Here is a 26390-nt window from a genome sequence, read left to right as displayed (position 1 = left end):
CGCCATGAACGCCGTCACGCCGCTCGTCACCGCCGTCAACGCGCCCACCCAGTATGTCGAGGTCGATGGGCGCAGGCTCGCCTATCGCTCGATCGGGGTCGGCGTGCCGCTGGTGCTGGCCGTGCGGTTCCGGGGCACGATGGATGCCTGGGACCCTGCGTTCCTGGACGCCCTGGTCGCCGAGGGCTTCCGGGTCGTCACCTTCGACTACAGCGGCACGGGCAATTCGACCGGTGAGAAGACCCTGAACCCCTTCGCCCTGGCCAAGGACGCCAGCGACCTGATCAAGGCGCTGGACCTGAAGGACGTCGTGCTGGGCGGCTGGTCGCTGGGCGGTCTGGCGGCCCAGGCGGCGCTGGCGCTGTTTCCGGACCTCATCAGCCACGTCGTGCTGATCGGCAGCGGCCCGCCCGGCACCTATATCAAGCCGCCCGAGAAGCTGTTCTACGACACCGCCCGCAAGGACAACGACTTCGAGGACGAGGTCATCCTGTTCTTCGAGCCCAGGTCCGAGGCCAGCCGCGCCGCCGCCAAGGCCTCGCACGACCGCATCGCCGCCCGAACCCTCGATCTCAGCCCGCCCGTGCCGCGCGAATGGGCCGCCGAGCTGCTGGGAGACAAGGTCAAGACCGCGCCGTTCCCGGCCGAGCCGATCCTGGAGCTCCTCAAGACCACCGACATCCCGATCCTGCACGTCGGTGGCGACCACGACATCAGCTTCCCGATCGAGAACTGGTACGCCCTGAACCAGCAACTGCCGACGTTGCAGCTGGTCACCTTCCCGAACGCCGGCCACGGGCCGCAGCACCAGCATCCGGAAGCCAGCGCCGCCCATATCGCCACCTTCGTGCGAACTACCTCGCGCGGCGGCTAGGACCGTCGGTTCGTTCAAGTCGCCGGCGCTTGCGCCTGTCACAACCAAGGCTCAGGGTCTCGCCTTCAGCGAGCAGGAGCCTCCCATGACCGACGCCATCTACACCGCTCACGCCCATGCCGTGGGCGGCCGCAACGGGACCGCCAAGGCGGACGACGGCCACCTGGACGTCAAGCTGGCCTTCCCGAAGTCGATGGGCGGCAGCGGCGACGGCACCAATCCGGAGTCGCTGTTCGCGGCCGGCTATTCGGCCTGCTTCCTGGGCGCGCTGGGCCTGGTGGCCCGCAACCAGGGCGTCAAGCTGGGCGAGCACAGCCTCGACGCCGAGGTCGACCTGATCAAGGACGACACCAGCTTCCACGTCGGCGTGCGCCTGAAGCTGACCGCGCCGGAACTGGACCGCGAGACGGCCGAGAAGCTGCTGCACGCGGCCCACGAGGTCTGCCCGTACTCGAAGGCGACGCGGGGCAATGTGGACGTGGCGCTGGAAGTGGCGTGAGCCACATCAAACTCCGACCTCCCCGGCGAATGCCGGGGCCCAGATGGAAGGGCTTTGAGGCGGGTTCTATGAACGCCGCGATTTTCCAATCAGCCCAAACGCTTTGAGATCTGGGTCCCGGCTTTCGCCGGGAAGATCGGGTTATTGGGTCGGGAAATACTGGAAGAACGGCTCGGCCTCGGTCAGCACGCGCTGCGCCGACGGCCGGGCCTTCAGCCGTTCCAGATAGGCCAGGCAGCGTGGCCAGCGCTCGCCCAGAGCCTGGACCTTGTCGGCGTAGAACAGGGCCGGGAACGCCGCGCAGTCGGCCAGGCCGAAGTCGCCGCACATCCAGACGCGGCCGTCCGCCAGCGTGCTCTCCAGATGGTCGCAGGCCTGCGCCAGCTGGGCGTAGGCCTCGTCGACCCCGAAGCCGTCCTTGGCCTCCTTGGGGCGCAGGCGGTCGGCGATGATCCGCTGCATCGGATGGTGGACATAGTGGTCGAAGAAGCGATCCCAGAACCGCATCCGCCAGGCGAAGTCCGCATTGGTCGGCACGAACCGCACCGGGCCCGGATAGTGGGCGTCCAGATAGTCGAGGATGACGCTGCTCTCGTTCACCGTCTCGTCGCGGGCGTCGTCCCGCAGGGCCGGCATCTTGCCCATCGGCGACAGCTTCAGGAACGCCGCGCGCCCGTCCGGATCGCCCAGGTTCACCATCGCGTTCTCGAAGGCGATGTCGTTCTCGTAGAAGCCGATCAGCACCTTCCAGCAGAACGAGGACAGCGGGTGGGCGTGCAGCGTCAGGCTCATGGGATCGCGTCTCCATAAACTAAAGTAATTGCCTAAGTGTTAGATCAAGGACGGCGACACGGCAAGCCGCGCCTCGCCCTAGCGCGGCGGCGAGACGCGGTGGACGATCAGCTCGTCGATCTCCAGTCGGCGGATCCGGGTCCTGCCCAGGCGCAGCCGGCCGATCGCCAGGGTCCCGATCGCCACGGCGCCGATGGCCACAGCTCCGATCATCAGGGCGCCCAAGGCGGCCGAGCCCAATGCCGCGGTTCCCAGCGCGCCGGCCCCCAGGGCTCGCGCTTCAGGCTTCGCCGCGACGGGCTCATGATCCGGGGCGGGGGCTTCAGGCGGAGAGTCGAGCGTGGTCATCGAGGCGGCCTCCTGCGAACGGCTTCGCAGCTTGGAGGATGACAATGTGGCGTCCGGAGCGCTAGAAGCGCCCACACTCCATTTTCAGACCAGAGACAGAGCCTCTTCAATGGCTGGCCACTCGAAATTCAAGAACATCATGCACCGCAAGGGCCGCGCCGACGCCGCGCGCTCGAAGCTGTTCTCCAAGCTGTCGCGGGAAATCACCGTGGCGGCCAAGACCGGCCTGCCCGATCCGGCCATGAACCCGCGCCTGCGCCTGGCCGTGAACAACGCCAAGGCCGAAAGCCTGCCCAAGGACGTCATCGACCGCGCGATCAAGAAGTCGCAGATGGGCGACGCGGCCGACTACTCGGAAATCCGCTATGAAGGCGTCGCCGCCGGCGGCGTCGGCATCATCGTCGAGGTCCTGACCGACAACAAGAACCGCGCCGCCGCCAATGTCCGGTCCTACTTCACCAAGATCGGCGGCAACATGGGGGCTACCGGTTCGGTGACCTTCAACTTCGATCACGTCGGCCAGATCACCTATCCGGCCAAGGCCGCGTCGGAAGACGACATGATGGAAGCCGCCATCGAGGCCGGCGCCGACGACGTCACCTCGGACATGGGCGAGGAAGGCGAAGGCCACACCGTCTACACCGCCTTCGAGAGCCTGAACGAAGTGGCGGCGGCCCTGGAAGCCAAGTTCGGCGCGGCCTCGAACACCAAGATCGCCTGGCGTCCGAAGATGCAGGTCCCGGTCACCGGCGACTCGGTGGCCACCCTGATGAAGCTGCTCGACCTGCTGGACGACGACGACGACGTCCAGAACGTCTACTCGAACGAAGACATCAGCGACGAAGACCTGGCCAAGCTGGGTTGATGAATTCGGGGGAGGCTCGCGGGCCTCCCCTTCTCCTTTGTAGCGCCAAGAAGACCGAGGTCCTGGTGAGCCTTTCCGTCCAGAACGCCCTGGCTGTCGTCGATCTTCCCGGCCTGCCCAACCACTATCGCGGCAAGGTGCGGGACAATTACGACCTGCCGGACGGTCGCCGGGTGATCGTCGCCTCGGACCGCCTCAGCGCCTTCGACCGCAACCTGTGCGCCGTGCCCTACAAGGGCCAGGTGCTGACGCAGACGGCGCGGTTCTGGTTCGACGCCACCGCCGACATCTGCCCCAACCATGTCGTGGCCTATCCGGACCCGAACGTGCTGATCGGCCAGCGGCTGGAGATGCTGCCGGTCGAGCTGGTGGTGCGCGGTTACCTGGCCGGCACGACCTCGACCTCGATCCTGACGCTCTACAACAAGGGCGAGCGCGCGATGTACGGCGTGACCCTGCCTGACGGCCTGCGCGCCAACCAGCGCCTGCCGCAGCCGATCCTGACCCCGACCAGCAAGGCCGCCGACGGCGACCACGACGCGCCGCTGTCGCCGGCCCAGATCCTGGATCAGGGCCTGCTGACGGCGCAGCAGTGGGACACGCTCAGCGCCTACGCCCTGGCCCTGTTCGCGCGCGGCCAGGAGATCGCGGCCCAGCGCGGCCTGATCCTGGCCGACACCAAGTACGAGTTCGGTCTCGACGCTGACGGCCGCATCGTCCTGGCCGACGAGATCCACACCCCCGACAGCAGCCGCTTCTGGAAGGCCGCGACCTACGATGCGCGGTTCGAGGCCGGCGAGCGTCCCGACAGCTTCGACAAGGACGTCGTCCGCGCCTGGGTGGCCCAGCGCTGCGACCCTTACAACGACCCGATTCCGGAGATCCCCGAGGCGATCATCCAGTCGACCTCCGACGTCTATGTCGAGGCCTTCGAGACGATCACGGGGCAAAGCTTCGAGCGGCCGGCGGGCGACGAGCCGGTGCTGGCGCGGGTGAAGCGGAACCTGGACGCTTATCTGGCTCACTAAACCTGTCATCCCGGCCAAGCGCGAAGCGCGCCGAGCCGGGACCGCCCCAAGCGCCGAGCTTCCGGCGGTCCCGGGTCTTCGCCCGGGATGACAGCTTGGGTGGGAGCCTCCCCGCCTCTCCGCCCGTTACAGCCGGCATGGACTGGCTGGCTCCCGCTGAACTGCTCCCCATCCTCGGCGCGCTGATCGCCGGCGGCGCCATCGGCTTCGAGCGCGAGTATCGCAGCCGACCCGCCGGCCTGCGCACCCATGTGCTGGTCGCCTTGGCCTCGGCGCTCTTGATGCTGGCCGCCGTGCATCAGGTGAAGTGGATGCCGGAAGAGAGCGCCGGCGCCCTGCGCATCGACCCCGTCCGCATGGCCCACGGCGTGCTGACCGGCGTCGGCTTCCTGTGTGGCGGGGTGATCTTCCAGCAGGGCGTCTCCGTCCACGGCCTGACCACGGCGGCCTCGCTGTGGATCACCTCGGCGATCGGCACCCTGTTCGGCGTCGGGCTGTACGGCCTGGCGATCCTGGGGACGGTGCTGGCGGTGGTCACCCTCAGCGCCGCCCGCCTGCTGGACCGCACCATGCCGCAGAAGAACTTCACCGAGGTCGCCGTCCGCTCGCGCCGCGAGACCCCGCTGGATGAGTCGGAGTTGCGCGCCCTGCTGGCCGAGTACGACCTGAAGGGCGAGCGCCTGAACCATTGCCTGCACGACGGCGGGGCGGTGTTCGAGCTGGCCGGCTCGTTCTCGGGCAAGGGCGCCCTGCGCCTGCGCGAGGTGGCGCACCGATTGCGCGCCGACCCGAGGGTGATCGAGTTCGATATCCTGCCGCGTAAGGACTGATCTTCTCCCCGTCACAGGGCGCGGCTAAAGTGCCCGCCATGGTCCTGCGGGTTCACATCGACACCGATTGCGGCGTGGACGACGCCCTGGCTCTGGCCCTGCTGGCGCGGTCGCGGCAGGCGGTCGAGGTGGTCTCGGTCTCGGCCGTGTTCGGCAACACCTATGTCGATCAGGCCGCCGCCAACGCCCGGGGTGTTCTGCGCCTCGCCGGCTGCGGGGCCGAGGTCTATATCGGCGCCGGTTCGGGCCTGGCCCGCCGCCGCGTCGAGCGGATGCGGCCGGCCCACGGCGTCGATGGCCTGAACGGCCTGGGCTTCTCGCAGCGCTGGAAACTTCCGGAGCTGGAGCGCGGCCACTCGGCCAACTTCCTGGCCTTCGCCGCGCGTCGCAAGATCACCGGCCTGTTCCTCGGCCCTCTGACCAACCTGGCCAAGAGCCTGCTGGAGGACCCCGCCGCCTTCCGCGACTGGCGCCCGACGATCATGGCCGGCGCCTTCGCCGTCGAGGGCAAGGCCCACGGCGGCGCGGACTTCAACAGCTGGAGCGATCCCGAAGCCTTGCAGCGCGCGCTGGACGGCCAGGTCATGCCGCGCCTCATCCCGCTGGACGTGAGCCACCAGGTGGTGGTGACCGCCGAAGATCTCTCGAAGGGCGCGGTCTGCTGCGGCTCGCCCCTGTCGGTGCGCCTGACCAAGGCGGCCGGTCCCTATATCGCCTTCCACCAGCAGGTCTGGGGCGGCGAGGGCTGCCGACCGCACGACGCCGTGGCCGCCGCCGCCCTCGTCGCGCCCGAACTCTTCACCTTCGAGCCCGCGAGGCTGCGGGTCACCGTCGACGGCGAGCGCCAGGGCCGCATCGACCGCGTGGACGGCGCGCCCAACGCCGAGGTCTGCACGGGCCTCGACGTCGCGGCCGTCAAGCGCATGATCGTCGGCGGCTTGTTCGGCTGGAGCGCTGTGGAAGCGGCCTAGTGCGGCTGGCCCCACTGCGCCGCGCGTTCGCGGACGAGGTCGCGCATGAACTGGTCGAGATCGGCCAGGCGGCGGTCCATCTCCGACACCGGCACGCCGTTCCAGACCGCGTGGTCGTAGCGGCTGCGCGCGAAGCTCAGGTCCTCGCCGGCTCGGTACTTCTCCGTGATGTAGAGGGTTTCGAGGAGCTTGGTCGGACGCTCGATCTTCTCGTGCTTCATCGACCAGTAGCTGACCATGTACTCGGTCAGGATCCCATCGTCCGACGTACTGACCATCGGCGTCTCCCTTTGTCGTTGGGGAGGAGATGGGGAGGCGGGGCGAGGTTTCTAGTCCCCTTCTCCCCTTGCGGGAGAAGGTGTCGGCGGAGCCGACAGATGAGGGGTTGAAAGGCCTGTCGGACAGGTCGGCGTGACCCCTCACCCGACCGCCTCCGGCGGCCACCCTCTCCCGCAAGGGGAGAGGGAAGCGCTAAGCTTATTTGCCGCCCGCATAGTCCTTGATCAGGCCGTACAGGAAGTCCCGGCCCTCGTAGAGCGACTTGACCCGCATGCGTTCGTTCAGGCCGTGGATGCCGTCGCCGTCCGAGCTGCCGAACAGGCCCGAGACGCCGTAGGTCGGGATGCCGCCGGCGTTGGTGTGCACCCCGTCGGTGGCGCCGGTCAGCAGGATCGGGACGATCGGAACGCCTGGCCACAGCTTGGCGGCTTTCTTCTGGATCGGGCCCATGATCGCAGGGGTCAGGGGCGGCGGGGGCGAGGCGGGCTTGGACTCGTGGGCCAGGGTCACGGCGACGGCCGGATCGGCGGCGAGCTCGGTCAGCTTGGCCTTCACCTCGTCGATCGGCGTGCCGGGCAGGATGCGGCAGTTGACGTTGGCGGTGGCGCGCTGGGGCAGGGCGTTGGGCGCATGGCCGGCGCTGACCATGGTGGCCACGCAGGTGGTGCGCAGCACCGAGTTCCACATCGGATCCTTGGTCACCACCGACAGGGCCGCCGGGTCGTTGATATTGGCCACCAGGGCCTTCATCGCCGCCGACTGCTCGGGCGTCACCCGAGCCTGCATCTGGGTGAAGTAGCCGCGCGTGGCGTCGTTGAAGCGCGGCGGGAACTGGTAGGCGCCGATCCGGTTCAGGGCCGCCGTCAGCTGGTAGATGGCGTTGCTCGGCACCGGTCGGCTGGAGTGGCCGCCCGGATTGGTCACGGTCAGGGTGAAGTCCTGATAGACCTTCTCGCCTGCCTGGACCTCCAGCACGACCGGCTTGTCGTGCTCGTCCAGCAGGCCGTCGGCGCCTTCGTTGAGGGCGAATTCGGCGTCGACCAGGGGGCGGTGGTTCTTCACCAAGTCCTCGATGCCGTTATAGGCCTCGCTCTCCTCGCCGCAGGTCAGGGCCATCTTGATGTCGCGGGCGGGCTTGTAGCCCGACTGCTTCAGGCGGATCAGGCTGTCGACCCAGATGGCCGCCTGGGCCTTGTCGTCCGACGTGCCGCGCCCGAAGAAATAGCCGTTCTCCTCAACCAGCTTGAACGGATCGCGGGTCCAGTCCTCGCGCTTGGCCTCGACCACGTCGATATGGGCCAGCAGCAGAATCGGCTTCACCTTGGCGTCCGTCCCTTTCAGCACCGCCACCAGGCTGCCTTCCTTGGGATGGCCGTCGCCGACCACGACCTTGACGTCGGCCTCGGGGAAACCGGCCGCCTTCAGCCGCGCGCCCATGGCCTCGGCGGCGGCGGTGCAGCTGCCGACCGACAGCGTGGTGTTGATCTCGACCAGCTCCTTGTAGAGGTCGCGGAAGACCAGCTGGTCGGGGCGGACGGTCTTGGGGGGCTCGGCCGTCTGGGCCGCCGCACCGGTCGCGAGGGCCATCACAGCGCCCGCCATCATCCAAACCGCCCGCTTCATCGAAATCATCTCCCCAAAGAACTGTTGAGGCAGAGCAGAGCTTGCCTCGCGGTTGCGCGCAAGGGGCGGCGTTTACCGCTCGTTAGCAATACAGGGGCTTTTCCTCGGACGCGGAACAGACGATGTTGCGAGAACACATGATGAACATGAATCGCGCTCCGATCCGAATCTTGGGCCTCGATCCCGGCCTGCGCCGCACCGGTTGGGGCGTGCTGACAGTCGAGGGCTCGCGCATGAGCCACGTCGCCCACGGCGTCATCGTTCCCGACGAGAAGGCCGACTTCGCCCAGCGCCTGCTGCATCTGTTCGAAGGCATCAGCGCCGTGATCGAGCAGCACCAGCCCGACGAGGCGGCGGTCGAGGAGGTGTTCCTCAACACCAACGCCCAGTCGACCCTGAAGCTGGGCCACGCCCGCGCCGCCGCCCTGATCGCTCCAGCCCGCGCCGGCCTGCTGGTCGCGGAGTATTCCACGCGCCTGGTCAAGAAGGCGGTGGTCGGCACCGGCGCCGCCGACAAGGCCCAGATCGGCTTCATGATCGCCCGCCTCCTGCCCACCGCCGGCAAGACCACGGCCGACTGCGCCGACGCCTTGGCCGTCGCCATCACCCACGCCAATCTGCGCGTCGCCAATCGGAGAGTCGCATGATTGGAAGACTGCGCGGCGCGGTCGCCGAGGTCGGCGAGGAAGAGGCCCTGATCGACGTCATGGGCGTCGGCTATGTCGTCCGCTGCGGCCACCGCACGCTCTCGCGCCTGCCGGCCCTGGGCGACGAGACCCTGCTGCACATCGAGAGCCAGTGGAGCGAGAGCGCGGGCCTGCGGCTCTACGGCTTCGGCACGCGCGAGGACCGCAAGGCCTTCGTGTTGCTGCAGGCGATCCAGGGCGTTGGCCCCAAGGCCGCGATGGCGGTGCTGGACGTGCTGTCGCCGGCCGAGCTCGCCTCCGCCGTCGCTCGCGAGGACAAGGCCGCCGTCGGCCGCGCCAATGGCGTGGGCCCGAAGCTGGCCCTGCGCATCGTCACCGAGCTGAAGGACAAGCCGATCACCGACGGGCCGGTGCTGATGACCGCGCCGACCTCGGGCTCGGCGCCGAGCGCGCCCGCCAAGCCCGCGCCGACCGGAGACGCCGTCGCCGCCCTGATGGGCCTGGGCGTCGCCGAGGTGAACGCCCGCCGCGTGGTCGAGGCCGCCGCTGCCCAGCTGGGCGAAGAAGCGACCGTGCAGGCGCTGATCAAGGCCGGTCTGCAGGAACTTGGCCGATGAACGCGAAGCGCGAAATTTGGGGGGAAGCGTGACCCGCATCATCTCCGGCGAGGCCCAGCACGGCGACCAGGTTCCCAGCACCGACCGCGCCCTGCGGCCCCAGACCCTGGCCGAGTTCGTCGGTCAGGAGCAGGCCAAGGGCAATCTCCGCGTCTTCATCGAGGCCGCCAAGGGGCGGGGCGAGTCCCTGGACCACGTGCTGCTGTTCGGCCCGCCGGGCCTGGGCAAGACCACCCTGGCCCAGATCGTCGCCCGCGAGCTGGGCGTGAACTTCCGCGCCACATCGGGTCCGGTGCTGAACAAGCCCGGCGACCTGGCCGCGATCCTGACCAATCTCGAGCCGAACGACGTCCTGTTCATCGACGAGATCCACCGCCTGTCCTCGAACGTCGAGGAGATCCTCTATCCGGCCATGGAGGACCACGTTCTGGACCTCGTGATCGGCGAGGGGCCGTCGGCGCGCTCGATCCGCATCGATCTGGCCCCCTTCACCCTGGTGGCCGCGACCACGCGGGCGGGCATGCTGGCGACGCCGCTGCGCGACCGCTTCGGGATCCCGATCCGGCTGGAATTCTACACCCCGGCCGAGCTGCGCAACGTGCTGCAGCATGCGGCTCGCAAGATGAGCGCGCCCCTGACCGACGACGGGGCCGACGAGATCGCCAAGCGCGCCCGGGGCACGCCGCGCGTCGCCGGCCGCCTGCTGCGCCGGGTCCGCGACTTCGCCACCGCCGACGGCGCCACGAGCATCGACCGCAAGGCCGCCGGCATGGCCCTCGCCCGGCTGGAGGTCGACGAGAGCGGCCTCGACAGCCTGGACCGTCGTTACCTGCGCGCGATGATCGACAACTACGGCGGCGGCCCGGTGGGCGTGGAGACCATGGCCTACGCCATCGCCGAGGCCCGTGACGCCGTCGAAGACGTCATCGAGCCGTATCTGATGCAGCAGGGCTTCATCCAGCGCACGCCGCGCGGCCGCATGGCCTGCGGCAAGGCCTATCTGCACCTGGGCCTGACCCCGCCCGCCACGCCTCCGGGCGTGGCCCAAGGGTCGGCGCAGGGCGCGCTGTTCGACGAGTAGCCGGCCATGCGCAGGACCGCCGTCGCCTTCCAGGTTCTCGCCACGCTGGCGGTGTCGGTCCTGGCCATCCGGGCGGCGGGCGGTTCGGACTCGGCGATGATCCTGCAAGGCGTAGCGGTCGCCGTCGGCGCCCTCCCGGCGCTGATCGCGGCCTGGATCGCCCGGCCGCCGGGACCGGTGGTCGCGGTGCTCCTGCTGGCCTTGGTGCTGGCCGCCGAGACCTTCGTCCTGGTCGCCGGCGTCTCGATGGGAGGCGTCCGTCGCTGGGTCGACGCGGGCTCGATCCAGCTGCACGCGGCTTCGTTGCTCATTCCCCTCGCGGCCTGGATCGCGGCCCAGCGCCTCGACGCCGGCGCCGCCCTGCTGCTGGCCGCGCTGCTGGGTGTCCTGGCGCTCCAGCCCGACGCGGCGGCCGTCCTGGCCCTGACCCTGGCGCTGCTGGTCGTGGCGCTGATCGACAAGGCCAAGCGTCGGCTGGCGTCGATCCTCGTCGCGGTCGGCGCGCTCTGCGCCGGCTGGGCGCTGAGCCGTCCCGATCCGCTGCCGGCCGTCGATCACGTCGAACTGGTCGTCCGCCGCGCCTTCGAGGCCGCCCCGACCATCGGCGGCCTGGCCGCCATCGCCCTGCTCCTGCTGCCGGTCGCCATGTTCTGGAAGCGCCGCACCCCCGCCACCCAGGCCCTCGCCGCCGCCTGGGCGGGCTTCGTCCTGGCCAACCTGATTGCCAACTACCCCGCGCCGGTCATCGGGGCGGGCGCCTCGCCGGTGCTGGGGTGGTTGCTTTCGATCGGGCTGGCGTCCATGTCGGGACGTTCCCGCGACGAGGCCCGTGCATGACCACCCCGCCCGAACCTACCGCCCCCGAACCCACCGCTGGCGTGTTCTCCGGCCGCGAGCATCAGCTGCCGGTGCGGATCTATTACGAGGACACCGACTTCTCGGGGATCGTCTATCACGCCAACTACCTGCGCTATTTCGAGCGGGGGCGGAGCGACTTCTTCCGGATGGTGGGTATCTCGCACACCGAGCTGGCCAAGGCCGACACCGCCTTCGCCATCGTGCGGATGGAGCTGGACTTCAAGCGCTCGGCGCGGGTCGACGACGCCCTGGTGGTCCGCACGACCTACGACCGGATCAAGGGGCCGCGCCTCTATGTCAGCCAGAGGATCACGCGCGGCGACGAGCTGATCTGCCAGGCGGCGGGCGAGGCGGTGTGCATCACCCTGGACGGCCGTCCGCGCAAGCCGACCGCCGAGATGCGGGCCCAGCTGGAAGCCTGGCTGGCGCCCGAAGGTTAGAATGACACCGTTTTTCGGGATCGCTCGGCGATTGTCATAGTTTCACCCAAGCGCTGCTTCATGCCATACGGCGCATTCAAGTCCTGATCAGACGCCCCACGGAGCCTATCCCGCATGGACGCCTCGGCCGCCGCACCGAATTTCTCGTTCTTCGCCCTGTTCATGCAGGCCGACTGGGTCGTGAAGGCCGTCATGGTCGGTCTGATCCTGGCTTCACTGGGCTCGTGGGCCGTGATCCTGGACAAGCTCTTCCGCTTCGCGGCGCTGAACCGCGCCGCCGACCGGTTCGAGGACCAGGTCAGCGGCGGCCGTTCGCTGGAGGACGTCGCGGGCGAGGCCGGCGCCAATCCGCGCCACGCCCTGCCGCGCATGTTGCAGGCGGCGCTGAAGGAATGGCGCGAGGCCAAGGCGCGCGGCAGCCTCACCGACAACCAGGCCGCCTTCCTGGTCGCCCGCATCGACCGGATCATGGACACCACGATCGCCCGCGAGAGCGCCAAGGTGGAAGAGGGCCTCGGCAGCCTGGCCATCGTCGCCACCGCCAGCCCGTTCATCGGCCTGTTCGGCACGGTCTGGGGCATCATGCACGCCTTCCAGAACATCGCGATTTCGAAGAACACCTCGCTGGCCGTCGTCGCCCCGTCGATCGCCGAAGCCCTGTTCGCCACGGCCGTCGGCCTGATCGCCGCCATCCCGGCCTATATCGCCTACAACAAGTTCTCGACCGACGCGGGCAAGTACGCCGGCCGCCTGGAAGGCTTCGCCGACGACCTGTCGACCGCGATCCAGCGTCGCCTGTCGGAACGGGTCTGATCCCATGTCGATGTCGTCCAACGACGCCTTCGCCACCAACAGCGGTCGTGGTCGCCGCCGTCGCGGCCGCCGCTCGCGCGGGGCCCTGTCCGAGATCAACGTCACCCCGCTGGTCGACGTCATGCTGGTGCTGCTGATCATCTTCATGATCAGCGCCCCGCTGCTGACCGCCGGCGTGCCGCTAGAGCTGCCCAAGACCGAGGCCGCCGCCCTGCAGAACCAGCAGGAGCCGATCACGGTCTCGATCCGCAAGGATGGCGAGATCTTCGTCGGCGAGCAGCCGATCCCGTTCGAGAATCTGGCGCCGCGCATCAGCGCCATCGCCGGCGACGGCTACGACAAGCCGCTCTTCGTCCGCGCCGACGGCGGGGCGACCTACGCGGTCGTCGCCCAGGTGATGGCGGGCCTGTCGAACGCGGGCTTCAACAAGATCAATCTGATCACCGAGACGGGCGGTCCGTCCTCGGGCGCGGCTCCTAAGGACGCCCAGCCGGAGGGCTCGGCCGACCTGCGGCCGGCCCAGTAGGCACTGTATGAGCGTCCGCCGCGAACAGACGATCTCTCCGGGCCTGCTGGCTTCGGTCGCGCTGCACGGAGCCGTGGCGGCGCTGATCGCGTTCGGCCTGCCGTCGGCGCCGGCCAAGCCGATCACCATCGGCGAGGCGGTGCCGGTGACCATCGTCACCGAGGGTCCGACCAATGTGCGCCCGGCCGTCGAGGCGGCCGAGGACCAGACGGCCCAGGCCGAGACCCCGACGCCCGAGGCGACGCCGCAGCCGCCGGCGCCGACGCCTGCCCCAACCCCCACGCCCGCGTCGGCCCCGCCGAAGCCGGCGACGGTTCCCAAGCCCGCGCCGACCCCGACGCCGACCAAGCCGACCCAACAGAAGAAGTCCGAGGACTTCTTCGCCTCGCTGGAGGCCTCGATCGCCAAGACCAAGAAGGCGACCGGCAAGCCGACCTCGAACGCGGCCCCAGGACCCGCGCGCCAGGAGACGGCTACCCAGGCCCGTCCGGGCGCCGGCGCCATGACCGGTCTGCAGGCGGCGGCCATCGCGGGCATGAAGGACGAGATCCAGCGCCGCTGGAATCCCAATTGCGAGGTCGAAGGCGGCTCCGACGTCCAGGTGAAGGTGACCTTCAGGCTGGTCCTGGGCGGTCGCATCCAGGGACAGGTGACCGCCGGCGGCGCCGAAAACTCGCCAAACTCGACTGTCAAAGCTGCGGCCGACCGCGCCATTCGCGCGGTTTATCAATCCGCGCCTTTCGAAGGCTTGCCGCCCGACTACTATGGTCAAGCGTTGGAATTGAACTTCAAGGCGCGAGACGCCTGCGCCGCGCGATAGGGAAGACGAAAGACATGACCCTCAAGTCCGTGTTCGCCGGCCTGGCCGCCGTCTTCGCCGTGACCCTGTCCGTCGCGGCGCTGCCGACCGTGGCTAGCGCCCAGATCCAGGTCGACATCGACAAGGGCGCGGTCAAGCCGATGCCGATCGCGGTGCCGGCCTTTTCGGGCGCCAATCGCGGCGCGGAGATCGCCCAGGTCATCACCGGCAATCTCGAGCGCTCGGGCCTGTTCCAGCCGCTGAACGTCTCGGCCGTCCCCGACAAGCTGCAGGACGTCAACGTCCAGCCGCGCTTCCCCGATTGGCAGGCGACGGGCGCCCAGGCCCTGATCAACGGCCAGGTCACGGTCGGCCCCGACGGCGGCCTGCGCGTCGACTTCCGCCTGTGGGACGTGTTCAGCCAGCAGCAGCTGCTGGGTCTGCAGTTTTCCTCGACGCCCGACAACTGGCGCCGCGTGGCCCACAAGATCAGCGACGCCGTCTACGAGCGGCTGACCGGCGAGAAGGGCTATTTCGACACCCGCGTCGCCTTCGTCGCCGAGAGCGGCCCGAAGCTGAACCGCATCAAGCGCCTGGCGATCATGGACCAGGACGGCGCCAACCCGCAGTACCTGACCGACGGCTCGTACATCGTGATGACGCCGCGCTTCTCGTCGACCAGCCAGGAACTGACCTACATGGCCCTGCGGCCGACCGGGTCGTCGATCTACCTGCTGAACCTGGAGACCAGCCGCCAGGAAACGGTCGGCAAGTTCCCGGGCATGGTGTTCGCCCCGCGCTTCTCGCCGGACGGCAGCAAGGTGGCGTTCTCGGTCGAAAAGGCCGGCAACAGCGACATCTACCTGATGGACCTGCGTAGCCGCGCCTCGTCGCGCATCACCACCGACCCGGCCATCGACACCTCGCCGTCGTTCTCGCCGGACGGGTCGAAGATCGTGTTCAACTCCGACCGCGGCGGCCAGGCCCAGCTTTATGTGATGAACACCGACGGCTCGGGCGTGCGCCGCATCTCGTACGGCGGCGGCCGCTATACGACCCCGGTCTGGAGCCCGCGCGGCGACTTCATCGCCTTCACCAAGCAGACGGGCGGCGAGTTCCACATCGGCGTCATGCGCGCGGACGGCAGCGACGAGCGTTTGCTGACCACCAGCTACCTGGACGAGGGCCCGACCTGGGCGCCGAACGGCCGTGTGCTGATGTTCTTCCGCGAAGGTTCGAGCGGCAATCCGCGTCTGTGGACGGTGGACATCACCGGCCGGATCCTGCGTCCGGCGGCCTATTCGGGCTCCGGTTCCGATCCGGCCTGGTCGCCGCTGCTGGACTGATTGACACACGCTTGGGGCAACCTGGGCCTTGCGCGAGCGTTCAAGGTCGTGGAGCCGACTTTCGCGTCGGAAGTGAATCCGCATTCGCTTGACGGCCTTCTGACATCATTGTGAGGTTCGTCAGGCATTTAGAGGGTCCATTCCAAAGCTTCGGCAGGTATGGATCATGTCCAGAGTTCGTAGACTGAGGAGAAACTGGATGAGCTTCGACACCCAGCGCGCCGTTAGACTGGCGCTCGTCGGCGTCGCCGCCGCGTCGCTCGCCGCCTGCGCTTCGCGCCCGAAGCCCCAGCCTGTCGCGCCGACCCCGCAACCGCCGGCGCCGACCCAACCGAGCAATCCCTACGTCCCGCCGACCCAACCGCCGGTCTCGAGCGGCGTGCTGCCGGGTTCGGTGCAGGACTTCGTCGTGAACGTGGGCGACCGCGTCTATTTCGACACCGACGAATACTCGGTCCGCGCCGACGCCCAGCCGGTCCTGGCCGGGCAGGCCCAGTGGCTGAACCGCTACCAGTCGGTCCGCGTCCGCATCGAAGGCAATGCCGACGAACGCGGCACCCGCGAGTACAATCTGGCTCTGGGCGCTCGCCGCGCCAACGCCGTGCGCGACTTCCTGATCGCCCAGGGCGTCGCGGCCGCGCGCATCGAGACGATCTCGTTCGGCAAGGAACGTCCGATCGATCCGGGCACGAGCGAAGAAGCCTGGGCCAAGAACCGTAACGGCCGCACGGCCATCACGGACGGCGCTCGCTAAGCTGAAGGTTTTAGGGCGGCGGCTCGAAAGAGTTGCCGCCCTAGTTTTGTCCGCGTCCTACCGGTAAATCACGGTCATGAAGCTGAAATCCGCCCTGCTCGCCGTCCTGCTGTCGTCGACCGCCGCCGTGGCCGTCGCCCAGACCCCGCTGCCGCCGGCCGATCCGCTGGACGACCGCTCGGCCAAGCGCATCGAGCGCATGGAGAAGGTGGTCCGCGAGCTGCGCGCCATCGTCTTCCAGGGGCGCGACACCGGTAAGCCCGTCGTCGTCCAGCCGGCGGAGACCGACGCCCAGATCGCCGCGCTGAACGAGCGCCTGACCGACCTGGAGCAGACCCTGACCAAGCTGAACGGCCAGAACGAGGCCGTGACCTTCGAACTCTCCAAGGCCAACCGGGCCGCGACCGAGCAGAAGGCCCGCGCCGACGCACTGGAGCAGCGCCTGGCCGGCGTCGAGAAGGCCCTGGCCGATCTGCAGGCCAACGCCGCCCAGGTCGTCGCCGCCGCGCCGGTCGCCGGCGCCGTGCCGCCGCCGCCCCCGCCGCCGGCCGATACGGCCGTGGCCTTCAAGCAGGCCAAGGATCTGCTGCTGGCCGGCGACTACGGCAGCGCCGAGCAGGCCTTCTCGGCCTTCGTGAACAACTATCCGGAAAGCACGCGCACGCCGGAAGCTCGCTACTGGCTGGGCGAGACCCAGTTCGTGCGCGAGGCCTATTCCGACGCCGCCGGCAACTATATCGGCGCGATCCGGGGCTGGCCGCAGACCAGCTGGGGTCCGGACGCGACCCTGAAGCTGGCCCGCTCGATGGTGGCCCTGAAGAAGACAACAGAGGCCTGCCGCACCCTGGACGAGCTGACCAAGCGCTACCCAAAGGCCCCGGCCCAGGTCGTCTCGCGCGCGGCTTCCACCCGCGTCGCGGCCAAGTGCGCGTAGGGTTTTCGCTAGAGTCTTACAAACCCTGCCTCCCTAGGCCTTGTGCCTAGGGCCCATCGTTCAGCAGACTTGCTGTTCGAAGGTGCACGCCAGCGTGGCCGAGACCACTGATCGTCGCCGAGCCCGGCGGAACCATGGGTCCTGGGCACAAGGCCCAGGAAGGCGATGGATTTGAAGCTGGGTGCGGAAATGGGACGCGGCTCGATCGAAGCAATTCTCGACCGCCGCCTCGACGCCGCCAGCGCCGCCCCCGTCGCCGTCGGCTTTTCGGGCGGCGGCGACTCCCTGTTCCTGCTGAAGACGGTGCTGGATTGGGCGCGGCCGCGTGGCCGGCCCGTGCTGGCGCTGATCGTCGACCACCGGCTCCAGGCCGACAGCCAGCGCTGGACCGCCGACGCCGTCGCCAAGGCCATCGCGCTCGGGGTTGAGGCGCGCACCCTGGCCTGGATCGGCGACAAGCCCGCGACCGGCGTTCCCGCCGCCGCCCGCCGCGCCCGCCACGGCTTGCTCGCCACCACCGCCCGCGAGGCTGGAGCCAAGGTCCTGCTGCTGGGCCACACCGCCAGCGACATCGCCGAGGCCGCCGCCATGCGGGCCGAGGGCTCCACGGTTTCCGATCCGCGCGAATGGGCGCCGTCGCCGGTCTGGCCGGAGGGGCGGGACGTCTTCCTGCTGCGGCCGTTGCTGGCCCTGACCCGCGCCGAGATCCGCGCCGCCCTGACCGCTCAGGGCGAGACCTGGCTCGACGATCCGGCCAATGACGACCTCCGCTACGCGCGCGCGCGGGCCCGCGCCGCCGGAGCGGAGGAAGCGGGAGCCTCTGCAGCGCTAGTACCGGCTCCGCCCGCCTTCAGCGTCGACTCCAGCGGCGCCATCCGACTGCCCCGAGACATCGTCGCCAGTCAGCTGGCCGCCGCCCTGCTGTGCGCCGCCGGGACCGAGCGTCCTCCCCGCGGGGGGCGGCTTGCGCGGCTGGTCGCGCGGCTGCGGTCGGGCGAGGCCTTCGCCGCCACCCTGGGCGGGGCGCGGGTCGAGGCGGGCGAGGACGTTCTGGTCTGTCGCGACGCCGGCGAAGCCGCGCGCGGCGGCCTGGCGCCGCTCGTTCTGGCCCCCGGCGAGGCCGGCGTCTGGGACGGTCGCTGGGAGGTCACCGCCGGCGCCGCGCCCCTGACCGTCATCGCCCTTAAGGGTCAGGCGTCGCGGCTGTGCTCCACCCAGCGCGCGATGCTTGCCCGCATACCCGCCCCCGCCAGGCCCGCCTTGCCGCTAATCCTGCGTCAAGGCGCGGCGCCGGCTCCTGTGGCGCTTGACGGCCCGGACCTTGCAGCCGAAGGAGGAGAGCGTGCGCGCCTGCTCATTCTGGGTCGCTTCGAGGCCGCGATCGGCCTTCGCGACCAAGAATCCGTGACCTGACGTCACGTGCGTGGCGCAAGCGCTCGCGACCTCCTATCTTGGGAGGTCGAGAACCCTATTCGTTGGGAAGACCCTAACCGTTGGGAAGACAAGGCGTATGAATTTCAGGAACGCGGCCATCTGGCTGGTGATCGTGGCGGTGCTGGTCGGAGTGTTCTTCGTCAGCCAGAACGCGAACAAGCGAAACACCGGCGAGGTCAGCTATTCGCAGCTGCTCAAGCAGGTCGACGCCGGCAAGATCAAGTCGGCCGAGATCGCGGGGCAGACCGTCATCGCCAAGGACGCCCAGGGTAAGTCCCTGACCGTCAACGCGCCGATCAACTCCGACGAACTGGTCAACCGCATGGTGGCCAAGAACGCCGACGTGAAGTTCAAGAGCGGCTCGATCAGCTTCCTGGCCATCCTGGTCCAGCTGCTGCCCATCCTGCTGGTCGTGGGCGTCTGGCTGTTCTTCATGCGTCAGATGCAGGGCGGGGCGAAGGGCGCCATGGGCTTCGGCAAGTCCAAGGCTCGCCTGCTGACCGAGAACAAGAACCGCATCACGTTCGAGGACGTCGCGGGCGTCGACGAGGCCAAGGAAGAACTGCAGGAGGTCGTCGACTTCCTGAAGGACCCGGCCAAGTTCCAGCGCCTGGGCGGCAAGATCCCCAAGGGCGCCCTGCTGGTCGGCCCTCCCGGCACCGGCAAGACCCTGATCGCCCGCGCCGTCGCGGGTGAGGCGGGCGTGCCGTTCTTCACGATCTCGGGTTCGGATTTCGTCGAGATGTTCGTCGGCGTCGGCGCCAGCCGCGTGCGCGACATGTTCGAGCAGGCCAAGAAGAACGCCCCCTGCATCATCTTCATCGACGAAATCGACGCCGTCGGTCGCCACCGTGGCGCCGGCCTGGGCGGCGGCAATGACGAGCGCGAGCAGACCCTCAACCAGCTGCTGGTCGAGATGGACGGCTTCGAGGCCAATGAAGGCATCATCCTGATCGCCGCCACCAACCGTCCGGACGTTCTGGACCCCGCGCTGCTGCGTCCGGGCCGCTTCGACCGTCAGGTCGTGGTGCCGAACCCGGACGTCGCCGGTCGCGAGAAGATCATCCGCGTTCACATGAAGAACGTGCCGCTGGCCGCCGACGTCGACGTCAAGACGCTGGCGCGCGGCACCCCGGGCTTCTCGGGCGCGGACCTGGCCAACCTGGTCAACGAAGGCGCCCTGCTGGCCGCCCGCAAGAACCGCCGCATGGTCACCATGCAGGACTTCGAGCAGGCCAAGGACAAGGTCATGATGGGCGCCGAGCGCCGCTCGATGGCCATGAGCGACGCCGAGAAGAAGCTGACAGCCTATCACGAGGGGGGCCACGCCCTGGTGGCCCTGCGCGTCCCCGTCGCCGATCCGGTCCACAAGGCCACGATCGTGCCGCGCGGTCGCGCCCTGGGCATGGTCATGCAGCTGCCCGAGGGCGACCGCTACTCGATGAGCTTCGAGATGATGACCTCGCGCCTGGCCATCATGATGGCCGGCCGCGTCGCCGAGGAACTGATCTTCGGCAAGGAGAAGATCACCTCGGGCGCTTCGAGCGACATCAGCGCCGCCACCAGCCTGGCCCGCAACATGGTCACCCGCTGGGGCTTCTCCGACGAGCTGGGCACCGTGGCCTATGGCGACAACCAGGACGAGGTGTTCCTGGGCCACTCGGTCGCGCGCACCCAGAACGTCTCGCCCGAGACCATGATCAAGATCGACAAGGAAGTCCGTCGCCTGGTCAAGACCGGCGAGGACGACGCCCGCAAGATCCTGACCGACGAGCTCGACAATCTGCACGTGGTGGCCAAGGCCCTGCTGGAGTTCGAAACCCTGAGCGGCGACGAGATCATCGGCGTCATGAAGGGCGAGGTTCCCAAGCGCGACGAGGAAGAAACCAAGGAAACCGTGGTCGCTCCGTCCCTGGTGCCCCTGTCCCCCGGGGCCGGCGCCAGCGTCACCGCCTAGGGCTTCCGCCCCGCCAAAGGATCAAGCCGGCTCGCAAGGGTCGGCTTTTTTCTTGCCTGCCACCCATTGTGGGGGCGGGGCCAGGCCTTCCGGCGCGACTTCTTCCGTTGACGAGGCAACCACGAGGCGATTTGTCCGTTCAAGCTTTGCCGCTCGCGAGTGGCAGGGGCTTCTGCGACTTGGGAACCATGGCCACAAACGACGAGTCCTCGGGCTCGGTACGCGACGCGTCCGACGTTCCCGCCTTCCTGAGGGGAGGCGGCGAGATGGGCGCGGCGGTGGCCGCGCGCGACTGGTCGACGTCACCGCTGGGCGCGCCCGAGACCTGGCCCTCGGCCCTGAAGATCGCCACCGGCATGATGCTGGCCTCGCCGATCCCAACCTTCCTGGTCTGGGGCCCCGAGGCCGTCCTCCTGCACAACGACGCCGCCCGAGGCCTGCTGGGCGCGGCCAACGCCGTGGCCCTGGGCGCGTCGTTCGCGCAGGTCTTCCCGATCCCGGCCGGCCTGCCGATGCTGGCCAGCGCCCAGGCGGGCGACAGCGTCGTCCAGGAGTCTGTCGCCTTCACCCGCGCCGCCGGCGAGGCGGCGTGGTGCAACCTCATGTTCTCGCCCGTGCGCGACGAGGGCGGCGCCGTCGTGGGCGTCCACGTCCTTTGCAACGACATCACCGAACGTGTCCGCCGGGAGCAGGCCCACCTGGAGGACGAGCGCCGCTATCGCGCCCTGTTCGAGTCGATGGACGAGGGTTTCTGCGTCATCGAGTTCCTGGACGGTCCGTTCGGCCCCTTGAGCGACTACGTCCACGTCATGGCCAACGCCGCCTACGAGCGCCACGCGGGCATCCCCAACGTCGTTGGCCAGAAGGTGCGCGAGATGGTGCCCGCCGAGGCCGGCAGCTGGGTCGAACGCTACGGGGCGGTGCTGCGCTCGGGTCAGGCGATCCGCTTCGAGCAGGAGCTGGTGGCGACGGGACGTTACCTGGAACTGTCGGCCTTCCGCATCGAGCCGCCCGAGCTGCGCCAGGTGGCGGTGCTGTTCCAGGACGTCACCGCCCGCAAGCAGGCCGAGGGGCTGCTGCAGCAGGTGAACGAGACGCTGGAGCTGCGCGTCACCGAGGCCCTGGCCGAGCGTCGCCTGCTGGCCGACATCGTCGAGGGCACCAACATCTTCGTCCAGGTCGCGGACATGGACCTGAACTGGCTGGCGATCAACGGCGCCTCGGCGGGCGAGTTCCAGCGGATCTTCGGCGTCCGGCCCCAGGTGGGCGACAACATGCTGGACCTGCTGATGGACAAGCCCGAGCATCAGGCCGCCGTCCGCGCCGTCTGGGGCCGCGCCCTGAGCGGCGAGGCCTTTGTCGAGATCGGCGAGTTCGGCGACCCGGACCGCGAACGGCGCTTCTACGAGATGCGGTTTCACCCCCTGCTCGATGCCGACGGCGTGCAGATTGGGGCCTATCAGTTCGTCTACGACGTCACCGGGCGACTGGCCGAGCAGGACCGGTTGCGGGAGGCCGAAGAAGCCCTGCGCCAGGCTCAGAAGATGGAAGCCGTCGGCCAACTGACCGGCGGCCTGGCCCACGACTTCAACAACCTGCTGGCCGGCATTTCCGGCTCGTTCGAGATGATCGGCGCGCGCTTGGCCCAGGGACGCTCGGCCGATGTCGACCGCTACCTGAACGCCGGCCAGGGAGCGGCGCGGCGGGCGGCGGCCCTGACCCATCGCCTGCTGGCCTTCTCGCGCCGCCAGACCCTGGCTCCCCGGTCGGTGGTCATCAACCGGCTGATGGCCGAGTTCGTCGAGCTGGTCCGCCGCACGGTGGGACCCGCGATCGATGTCGAGATGATCGCCGCCGCCGGGCTGTGGCCGACCTTGGTCGACGCCAACCAGCTCGAGAACGCCCTGCTGAACCTCTGCATCAACGCCCGCGACGCCATGCCGGACGGCGGCAAGATCACGCTGGAGACGGGCAACCGCTGGCTGGACGCCCGGACCGCCCGCGACCACGGGCTGGAGGCGGGCCAGTACGTTTCGGTCTGTGTCAGCGACACCGGCTCGGGGATCGACAAGGCGACGCTGGAGCGCGTGTTCGACCCCTTCTTCACCACCAAGCCGATCGGCCAGGGCACCGGCCTGGGCCTCTCCATGGTCTACGGCTTCGCCCGCCAGTCGAACGGTCATGTGCGGATCTATTCCGAGGTCGGGCAGGGCACGATGGTCTGCCTCTACCTGCCGCGCCACCTGGGCGAGGAGGAGGCCGAGTCGACCGAGCAGGCGCCGGACGGAACCATGGCCCACGCGGGCAAGACCGTGCTGGTGGTCGACGACGAACCAACCGTGCGGATGCTGGTCGTCGACACCCTGGCCGAGCTTGGCTACGCGTGCCTGGAGGCCCCCGATGGGGCGTCGGGCCTGCGGATCCTGCAATCGAACAGCCACATCGATCTGCTGGTCACCGATGTCGGCCTGCCGGGCGGCTTGAACGGCCGCCAGGTCGCCGACGGCGCCCGCGCGCTGAAGCCGGGGCTCAAGGTGCTGTTCATCACCGGCTATGCCGAGAACGCCGTGCTGAACCACGGCCATATCGAGCACGGCATGGAGGTGCTGACCAAGCCCTTCGCCGTCAACGACCTGACGGTTCGGGTCGATCGGATGCTGCGCGAGGGCTAGAGCGCATGCGGGTCCCGCGCTAGCCTTGCCATGGACTGTGCGGGAGGCGTCGATGCGAGCGATGATCTTGGGTCTGGCGGCGGCGGTCGCCCTGGCGGGAAGCGCCCAGGCCGAGGCGATCCACAAGGACGGCCTGACGGGGCCGGAGGTCCAGGCCTGGCTGCAGAAGGCCGGCTACAAGGCCGAGCTGACCAAGGACGCCAGCGGCGATCCGATGATCAAGAGCGCCACCGCCGGCCACAACTTCTTCGTCTACTTCTACGACTGCGCGGAAGGGCGCTGCAAAGCGCTGCAGTTCTCGGCGGGCTTCGACCTGGACAAGGGGACCTCCCTGGCCAAGGTCAACGAGTGGAACCGCAAGAACCGCTACCTGAAGGCCTATCTGGACGACGACAACGACCCCTACGTCCAGTACGACGTCAACCTGAACGCCGGCCGCACCTATTCGGGCCTGGACGACGACTTCGGCATCTGGACCGGCATGATCGGCGACTTCTCCAAGTTTATCGACTTCTAGGCGGGGCCGGCATCCGGGCCTAGAACGACGTCATGACCGCCGTTAGCGCCCGCCGCCCCCTGTCCCGTCCCAGGGTCATGGGCATCGTCAACGTCACGCCCGACAGCTTCTCGGACGGCGGGAGGTTCGTGTCGACGGCAGACGGGATCGAGCACGCGCGCCGGCTGATCGCCCAGGGCGCGGACATTCTCGACATCGGCGGCGAGAGCACCCGGCCGGGCGCGGCGCCGGTCTCGGAGTTCGACGAGATCCTGCGCGTCGTTCCGCTGATCGAGGCGATCCGCAAGGCCAGCGACATCCCGATCTCGGTCGACACCATGAAGCCCGGCGTCGCCCGCGCGGCGGTCAAGGCCGGGGCGACGATCTGGAACGACGTGGCTGCGCTGCGTTTCGCGCCCCAGGCGCCCGAAGTCGCCGCCGAGCTGGGCTGCGAGGTTGTCCTGATGCACATGCTGGGCGAGCCCGGCACGATGCAGGACGCCCCCCGCTATGGCGACGTGGTCGCTGAGGTCGAGGCCTTCCTGCTGGCCCGCGCCTTCACGGCCATGGCCGCCGGGGTGGCCAAGGACAGGATCTGGCTGGATCCCGGCATCGGCTTCGGCAAGACCGTCGAACACAACCTGGCCCTGCTGGCCGCCCTGCCGCGCTTCGTGGCCCTGGGCTATCCGATCCTGCTGGGGGCCAGCCGCAAGCGGTTCATCGCCGAGATCGATCCTTCGGCCGGCGAGGCGACCGACCGTCTCGGCGGCTCGCTGGCCGCCCATCTGGCCGGGGCGGCGGCGGGGGTGGCGGCGGTGCGCGTCCACGACGTGCGCGAGACGGTCCAGGCCCTGGACGTACAGGCGGCAATTTCGCGCACCTGAGCCAATCCCTTGTCTTATCGGCGTTACGCGCGGATAGGCGCGGGTCCGGGTTGAGGCTGGCCTCCAGTCTCGCTTGCGGGTTGGGGAATCACCGAGCTTAGATAGTCCGGGTCGGCCTTTCGAAAGCTAAAGAACGATGCGCCCGCGCCACGCCCTGATCATCGAAGACGAAATCCTGATCGCGCTGGAAATCGAGGAACTGCTTAAGGAGCAGGGCTTCACCAGCATCGCCATCGCCGAGAGCCCGCTGGAGGCGCTCGACAGCGCCCTGATGCGAAAGCCCGACCTGATCACGGCCGACTACCGCATCGTCGACGGCACCGGCGTCGAGGCCGTGAAGATGATCATGGCCCACCTGGGACCCATTCCGGTCGTCTACGTCACCGGCCACGCCAAGGCCCTGGCCGGGCAGGACAGCGAGTCCGTCGTCCAGAAACCCATCCGCCCCGGCGACCTGGCGGGCGCGTGGCACCACGCGATGGCGGCGGCCTAAGCTTCCCTCATCAAGGGGGAAGGGAGTTTCCGGTGCTCCGATTCCCGCCTAAACACCGGGGATGTCCAACGCCTCAAAAGGCCGTGTCCTCGTCATCGCCGGATCCGATTCCGGCGGCGGCGCGGGGATCCAGGCCGACATCAAGACCATCACCGCCCTGGGCGGCTACGCGGCCACCGCGATCACCGCCGTCACCGTGCAGAACACCCTGGGCGTCACCGGCGTCCACCCTATCCCGCTGGACGTGATCGCCGCTCAGGCGCGGGCGGTGCTGGACGACATCGGCGCGGACGCCATCAAGACCGGCATGCTGGGCGACGCGGCCGTGGTCGAGACCGTGGCCGCCGCCATCGACCATGCGGGCAAGGTCCCCGCCGTCGTCGATCCGGTGATGATCGCCAAGGGCGGCGCGTCGCTCCTGGCCGAGGCGGCCATCGGCGCGGTGAAGAGCCTGATGATCCCCCGTGCGGCCCTGCTGACCCCCAACGCCCCCGAAGCCGCCGCCCTGACGGGCCTGGCGACCGAGACCACCGACGACCTGCGCCGCGCCGGCGAGGCCCTGCTGGCCCTGGGCGCCAAGGCGGTGCTGATGAAGGGCGGGCATGTCGCTGGCGAACGCGTCGTTGACGTGCTGATGACCGCCGACGGCGAAACCACCTTCGAGGGCGAGCGGATCGAGAGCCGCCACACTCACGGCACGGGTTGCACCCTGGCCTCGGCCTGCGCCGCCGGCCTGGCCCAGGGGCTGTCGCTGGAAGAGGCCGTCGCGCGCGCCTGGAACTATGTCCATGAAGCCATGCTACGCGCCCCCGGTTTCGGCGCCGGCCATGGCCCCCTCGATCACGGCTGGATGCTGCGCAAATGAGCCAGACCCTGGAAGACCGCCTGCGCGACATCGTCCGCGCCACGCCAAGTACCTGGGCGGTGCTGAAGACCGTTCGGGACCTCGACCTGCCCGACTGGATGATCTTCTCCGGCGCGGTCTACCAGCCGGTCTGGAACCATCTGACGGGCCGCGATCTCGACTACGGGATCAAGGACTACGACGTCGCCTATCACGACGACAGCGACACCAGCTACGAGGCCGAGGACGTCGTCATCCAGCGCGTCGCCGCCGCGTTCCAGCCGCCGCTGCGCGAGCTGGTCGAGGTCCGCAACCAGGCCCGCGTCCACCTGTGGTTCGAGAAGAAGTTCGGCGGCGACGAGCCCTATCCGCCGCTGGAGGACAGCGCCGCGGCCCTGAAACGCTTCGTCGCCACGGCCTTCTGTGTCGGGGTTCGGCTGGAGAAGGACGACAACTTGAGCGTCTGGGCGCCCTTCGGCCTGGAGGACCTGTTCGCCCTGCGCCTGAAGCCCAATCCCCTGCGGGTGAAGGGCGCCGGCGGCTGGGACCGCACAACGGGTTCGGCCAAGGCGCGGTGGCCGGAGATTTCAGTAGAAGGGTAGGGGCGCGCACACCTCCGCCCCCTCTCACTCATTCCGTCATTCCCGCCACAAGGGCGGGAATGACGGCGGGTTATGGAAACGGGT

At 69.0% G+C, this 26390-nt stretch carries 29 protein-coding genes; 25 read left to right on the top strand and 4 right to left on the bottom strand.

The window, feature by feature from the left end:
• Positions 1–4: 4 nt before the first annotated feature.
• Positions 5–874, top strand: coding sequence for an alpha/beta fold hydrolase (locus tag AC07NN_RS14755; protein ID WP_494642199.1), 870 nt, complete (start codon positions 5–7; stop codon positions 872–874).
• An 85-nt stretch (positions 875–959) separates the two neighbouring features.
• The gene (locus tag AC07NN_RS14750) at positions 960–1373 is read left to right on the top strand and encodes an organic hydroperoxide resistance protein (RefSeq protein ID WP_494642197.1); all 414 of its coding nucleotides are present in this window, start codon (positions 960–962) and stop codon (positions 1371–1373) included.
• 141 nt (positions 1374–1514) lie between these two features.
• On the opposite strand, the gene AC07NN_RS14745 is transcribed toward AC07NN_RS14750, so the two are convergent.
• Together AC07NN_RS14745 and AC07NN_RS14740 are read right to left on the bottom strand one after the other, a co-directional pair.
• Positions 1515–2165: a glutathione S-transferase family protein gene (locus tag AC07NN_RS14745; protein ID WP_494642192.1), complete on the bottom strand. Its 651-nt coding sequence runs from the start codon at positions 2163–2165 to the stop codon at positions 1515–1517.
• A gap of 78 nt (positions 2166–2243) precedes the next feature.
• Positions 2244–2513, bottom strand: coding sequence for a hypothetical protein (locus tag AC07NN_RS14740; RefSeq protein WP_494642189.1), 270 nt, complete (start codon positions 2511–2513; stop codon positions 2244–2246).
• Between the two features lie 109 nt (positions 2514–2622).
• Here AC07NN_RS14740 and AC07NN_RS14735 point away from each other — a divergent pair, with 109 nt between their 5' ends.
• The 4 genes from AC07NN_RS14735 to AC07NN_RS14720 all read left to right on the top strand — a co-directional run bounded on the left by AC07NN_RS14735 (position 2623) and on the right by AC07NN_RS14720 (position 6207).
• Positions 2623–3378 (top strand): YebC/PmpR family DNA-binding transcriptional regulator, encoded by a 756-nt coding sequence (locus AC07NN_RS14735; RefSeq protein ID WP_494642185.1) that lies wholly within the window; start codon positions 2623–2625, stop codon positions 3376–3378.
• A 65-nt stretch (positions 3379–3443) separates the two neighbouring features.
• Positions 3444–4406 carry a phosphoribosylaminoimidazolesuccinocarboxamide synthase gene (locus AC07NN_RS14730; protein WP_494642181.1) on the top strand — a complete coding sequence of 321 codons (963 nt, stop codon included), beginning with the start codon at positions 3444–3446 and terminating at the stop codon, positions 4404–4406.
• A gap of 137 nt (positions 4407–4543) precedes the next feature.
• Positions 4544–5236 carry an MgtC/SapB family protein gene (locus tag AC07NN_RS14725; RefSeq protein ID WP_494642176.1) on the top strand — a complete coding sequence of 231 codons (693 nt, stop codon included), beginning with the start codon at positions 4544–4546 and terminating at the stop codon, positions 5234–5236.
• A gap of 38 nt (positions 5237–5274) precedes the next feature.
• The gene (locus AC07NN_RS14720) at positions 5275–6207 is read left to right on the top strand and encodes a nucleoside hydrolase (RefSeq protein WP_494642171.1); all 933 of its coding nucleotides are present in this window, start codon (positions 5275–5277) and stop codon (positions 6205–6207) included.
• Here the strand turns inward: AC07NN_RS14720 and AC07NN_RS14715 are convergent.
• Together AC07NN_RS14715 and AC07NN_RS14710 are read right to left on the bottom strand one after the other, a co-directional pair.
• Entirely contained in the window at positions 6204–6485 is a 282-nt protein-coding gene (locus tag AC07NN_RS14715) for a hypothetical protein (protein WP_494642169.1), read from the bottom strand. The genes AC07NN_RS14720 and AC07NN_RS14715 overlap by 4 nt on opposite strands.
• 199 nt (positions 6486–6684) lie before the next feature.
• Positions 6685–8109, bottom strand: a complete 1425-nt coding sequence (locus AC07NN_RS14710; RefSeq protein WP_494642164.1) for a M20/M25/M40 family metallo-hydrolase — start codon at positions 8107–8109, stop codon at positions 6685–6687.
• Between the two features lie 125 nt (positions 8110–8234).
• Here AC07NN_RS14710 and ruvC point away from each other — a divergent pair, with 125 nt between their 5' ends.
• From ruvC to AC07NN_RS14615, 19 genes are all read left to right on the top strand, one after another.
• Positions 8235–8756, top strand: coding sequence for a crossover junction endodeoxyribonuclease RuvC (ruvC, locus tag AC07NN_RS14705; protein ID WP_494643963.1), 522 nt, complete (start codon positions 8235–8237; stop codon positions 8754–8756).
• Positions 8753–9373 carry a Holliday junction branch migration protein RuvA gene (gene ruvA / locus AC07NN_RS14700; RefSeq protein WP_494642159.1) on the top strand — a complete coding sequence of 207 codons (621 nt, stop codon included), beginning with the start codon at positions 8753–8755 and terminating at the stop codon, positions 9371–9373. Before ruvC ends, ruvA begins: the two co-directional genes overlap by 4 nt.
• A gap of 28 nt (positions 9374–9401) precedes the next feature.
• A complete protein-coding gene (gene ruvB, locus AC07NN_RS14695) occupies positions 9402–10454 on the top strand; it encodes a Holliday junction branch migration DNA helicase RuvB (RefSeq protein ID WP_494642155.1) in 1053 nt (350 codons plus the stop codon).
• Between the two features lie 6 nt (positions 10455–10460).
• Positions 10461–11291: an FtsW/RodA/SpoVE family cell cycle protein gene (locus AC07NN_RS14690; protein WP_494642151.1), complete on the top strand. Its 831-nt coding sequence runs from the start codon at positions 10461–10463 to the stop codon at positions 11289–11291.
• Positions 11288–11752, top strand: coding sequence for a YbgC/FadM family acyl-CoA thioesterase (locus AC07NN_RS14685; protein ID WP_494642145.1), 465 nt, complete (start codon positions 11288–11290; stop codon positions 11750–11752). The genes AC07NN_RS14690 and AC07NN_RS14685 overlap by 4 nt, the downstream gene beginning before the upstream one ends.
• Before the next feature lie 114 nt (positions 11753–11866).
• Positions 11867–12565 carry a protein TolQ gene (gene tolQ / locus AC07NN_RS14680; RefSeq protein ID WP_494642140.1) on the top strand — a complete coding sequence of 233 codons (699 nt, stop codon included), beginning with the start codon at positions 11867–11869 and terminating at the stop codon, positions 12563–12565.
• 4 nt (positions 12566–12569) lie between these two features.
• A complete protein-coding gene (locus tag AC07NN_RS14675) occupies positions 12570–13091 on the top strand; it encodes an ExbD/TolR family protein (protein WP_494642137.1) in 522 nt (173 codons plus the stop codon).
• A 7-nt stretch (positions 13092–13098) separates the two neighbouring features.
• Positions 13099–13911 carry a cell envelope integrity protein TolA gene (gene tolA, locus AC07NN_RS14670; RefSeq protein ID WP_494642132.1) on the top strand — a complete coding sequence of 271 codons (813 nt, stop codon included), beginning with the start codon at positions 13099–13101 and terminating at the stop codon, positions 13909–13911.
• A gap of 14 nt (positions 13912–13925) precedes the next feature.
• Positions 13926–15236 (top strand): Tol-Pal system beta propeller repeat protein TolB, encoded by a 1311-nt coding sequence (gene tolB / locus AC07NN_RS14665; RefSeq protein ID WP_494642127.1) that lies wholly within the window; start codon positions 13926–13928, stop codon positions 15234–15236.
• A gap of 184 nt (positions 15237–15420) precedes the next feature.
• Positions 15421–15990: a peptidoglycan-associated lipoprotein Pal gene (gene pal / locus AC07NN_RS14660; RefSeq protein ID WP_494643961.1), complete on the top strand. Its 570-nt coding sequence runs from the start codon at positions 15421–15423 to the stop codon at positions 15988–15990.
• Between the two features lie 76 nt (positions 15991–16066).
• Complete coding sequence (ybgF, locus tag AC07NN_RS14655) at positions 16067–16924, top strand: tol-pal system protein YbgF (RefSeq protein ID WP_494642125.1); 858 nt, start codon at positions 16067–16069, stop codon at positions 16922–16924.
• Between the two features lie 189 nt (positions 16925–17113).
• Positions 17114–18337 (top strand): tRNA lysidine(34) synthetase TilS, encoded by a 1224-nt coding sequence (gene tilS / locus AC07NN_RS14650; protein ID WP_494643957.1) that lies wholly within the window; start codon positions 17114–17116, stop codon positions 18335–18337.
• Positions 18338–18434: 97 nt separating this feature from the next.
• Positions 18435–20315: an ATP-dependent zinc metalloprotease FtsH gene (gene ftsH / locus AC07NN_RS14645; RefSeq protein WP_494642123.1), complete on the top strand. Its 1881-nt coding sequence runs from the start codon at positions 18435–18437 to the stop codon at positions 20313–20315.
• A 188-nt stretch (positions 20316–20503) separates the two neighbouring features.
• Entirely contained in the window at positions 20504–22987 is a 2484-nt protein-coding gene (locus AC07NN_RS14640) for a PAS domain-containing protein (protein ID WP_494642121.1), read from the top strand.
• Positions 22988–23039: 52 nt separating this feature from the next.
• The gene (locus tag AC07NN_RS14635) at positions 23040–23504 is read left to right on the top strand and encodes a YbjN domain-containing protein (RefSeq protein WP_494642118.1); all 465 of its coding nucleotides are present in this window, start codon (positions 23040–23042) and stop codon (positions 23502–23504) included.
• 32 nt (positions 23505–23536) lie between these two features.
• Positions 23537–24367 carry a dihydropteroate synthase gene (gene folP, locus AC07NN_RS14630; RefSeq protein WP_494642115.1) on the top strand — a complete coding sequence of 277 codons (831 nt, stop codon included), beginning with the start codon at positions 23537–23539 and terminating at the stop codon, positions 24365–24367.
• A gap of 136 nt (positions 24368–24503) precedes the next feature.
• A complete protein-coding gene (locus tag AC07NN_RS14625; RefSeq protein ID WP_494642113.1) occupies positions 24504–24860 on the top strand; it encodes a response regulator in 357 nt (118 codons plus the stop codon).
• A gap of 61 nt (positions 24861–24921) precedes the next feature.
• Entirely contained in the window at positions 24922–25725 is an 804-nt protein-coding gene (gene thiD, locus AC07NN_RS14620) for a bifunctional hydroxymethylpyrimidine kinase/phosphomethylpyrimidine kinase (RefSeq protein WP_494642110.1), read from the top strand.
• Positions 25722–26306 carry a nucleotidyltransferase family protein gene (locus tag AC07NN_RS14615; RefSeq protein ID WP_494642108.1) on the top strand — a complete coding sequence of 195 codons (585 nt, stop codon included), beginning with the start codon at positions 25722–25724 and terminating at the stop codon, positions 26304–26306. The genes thiD and AC07NN_RS14615 overlap by 4 nt, the downstream gene beginning before the upstream one ends.
• Positions 26307–26390: the final 84 nt, after the last annotated feature.

This window comes from Caulobacter sp. GW821-FHT09H08, assembly GCF_059415885.1.
Note: the sequence above shows the minus strand (reverse complement) of the source record. Positions and strands in the feature narration are given on the sequence as shown.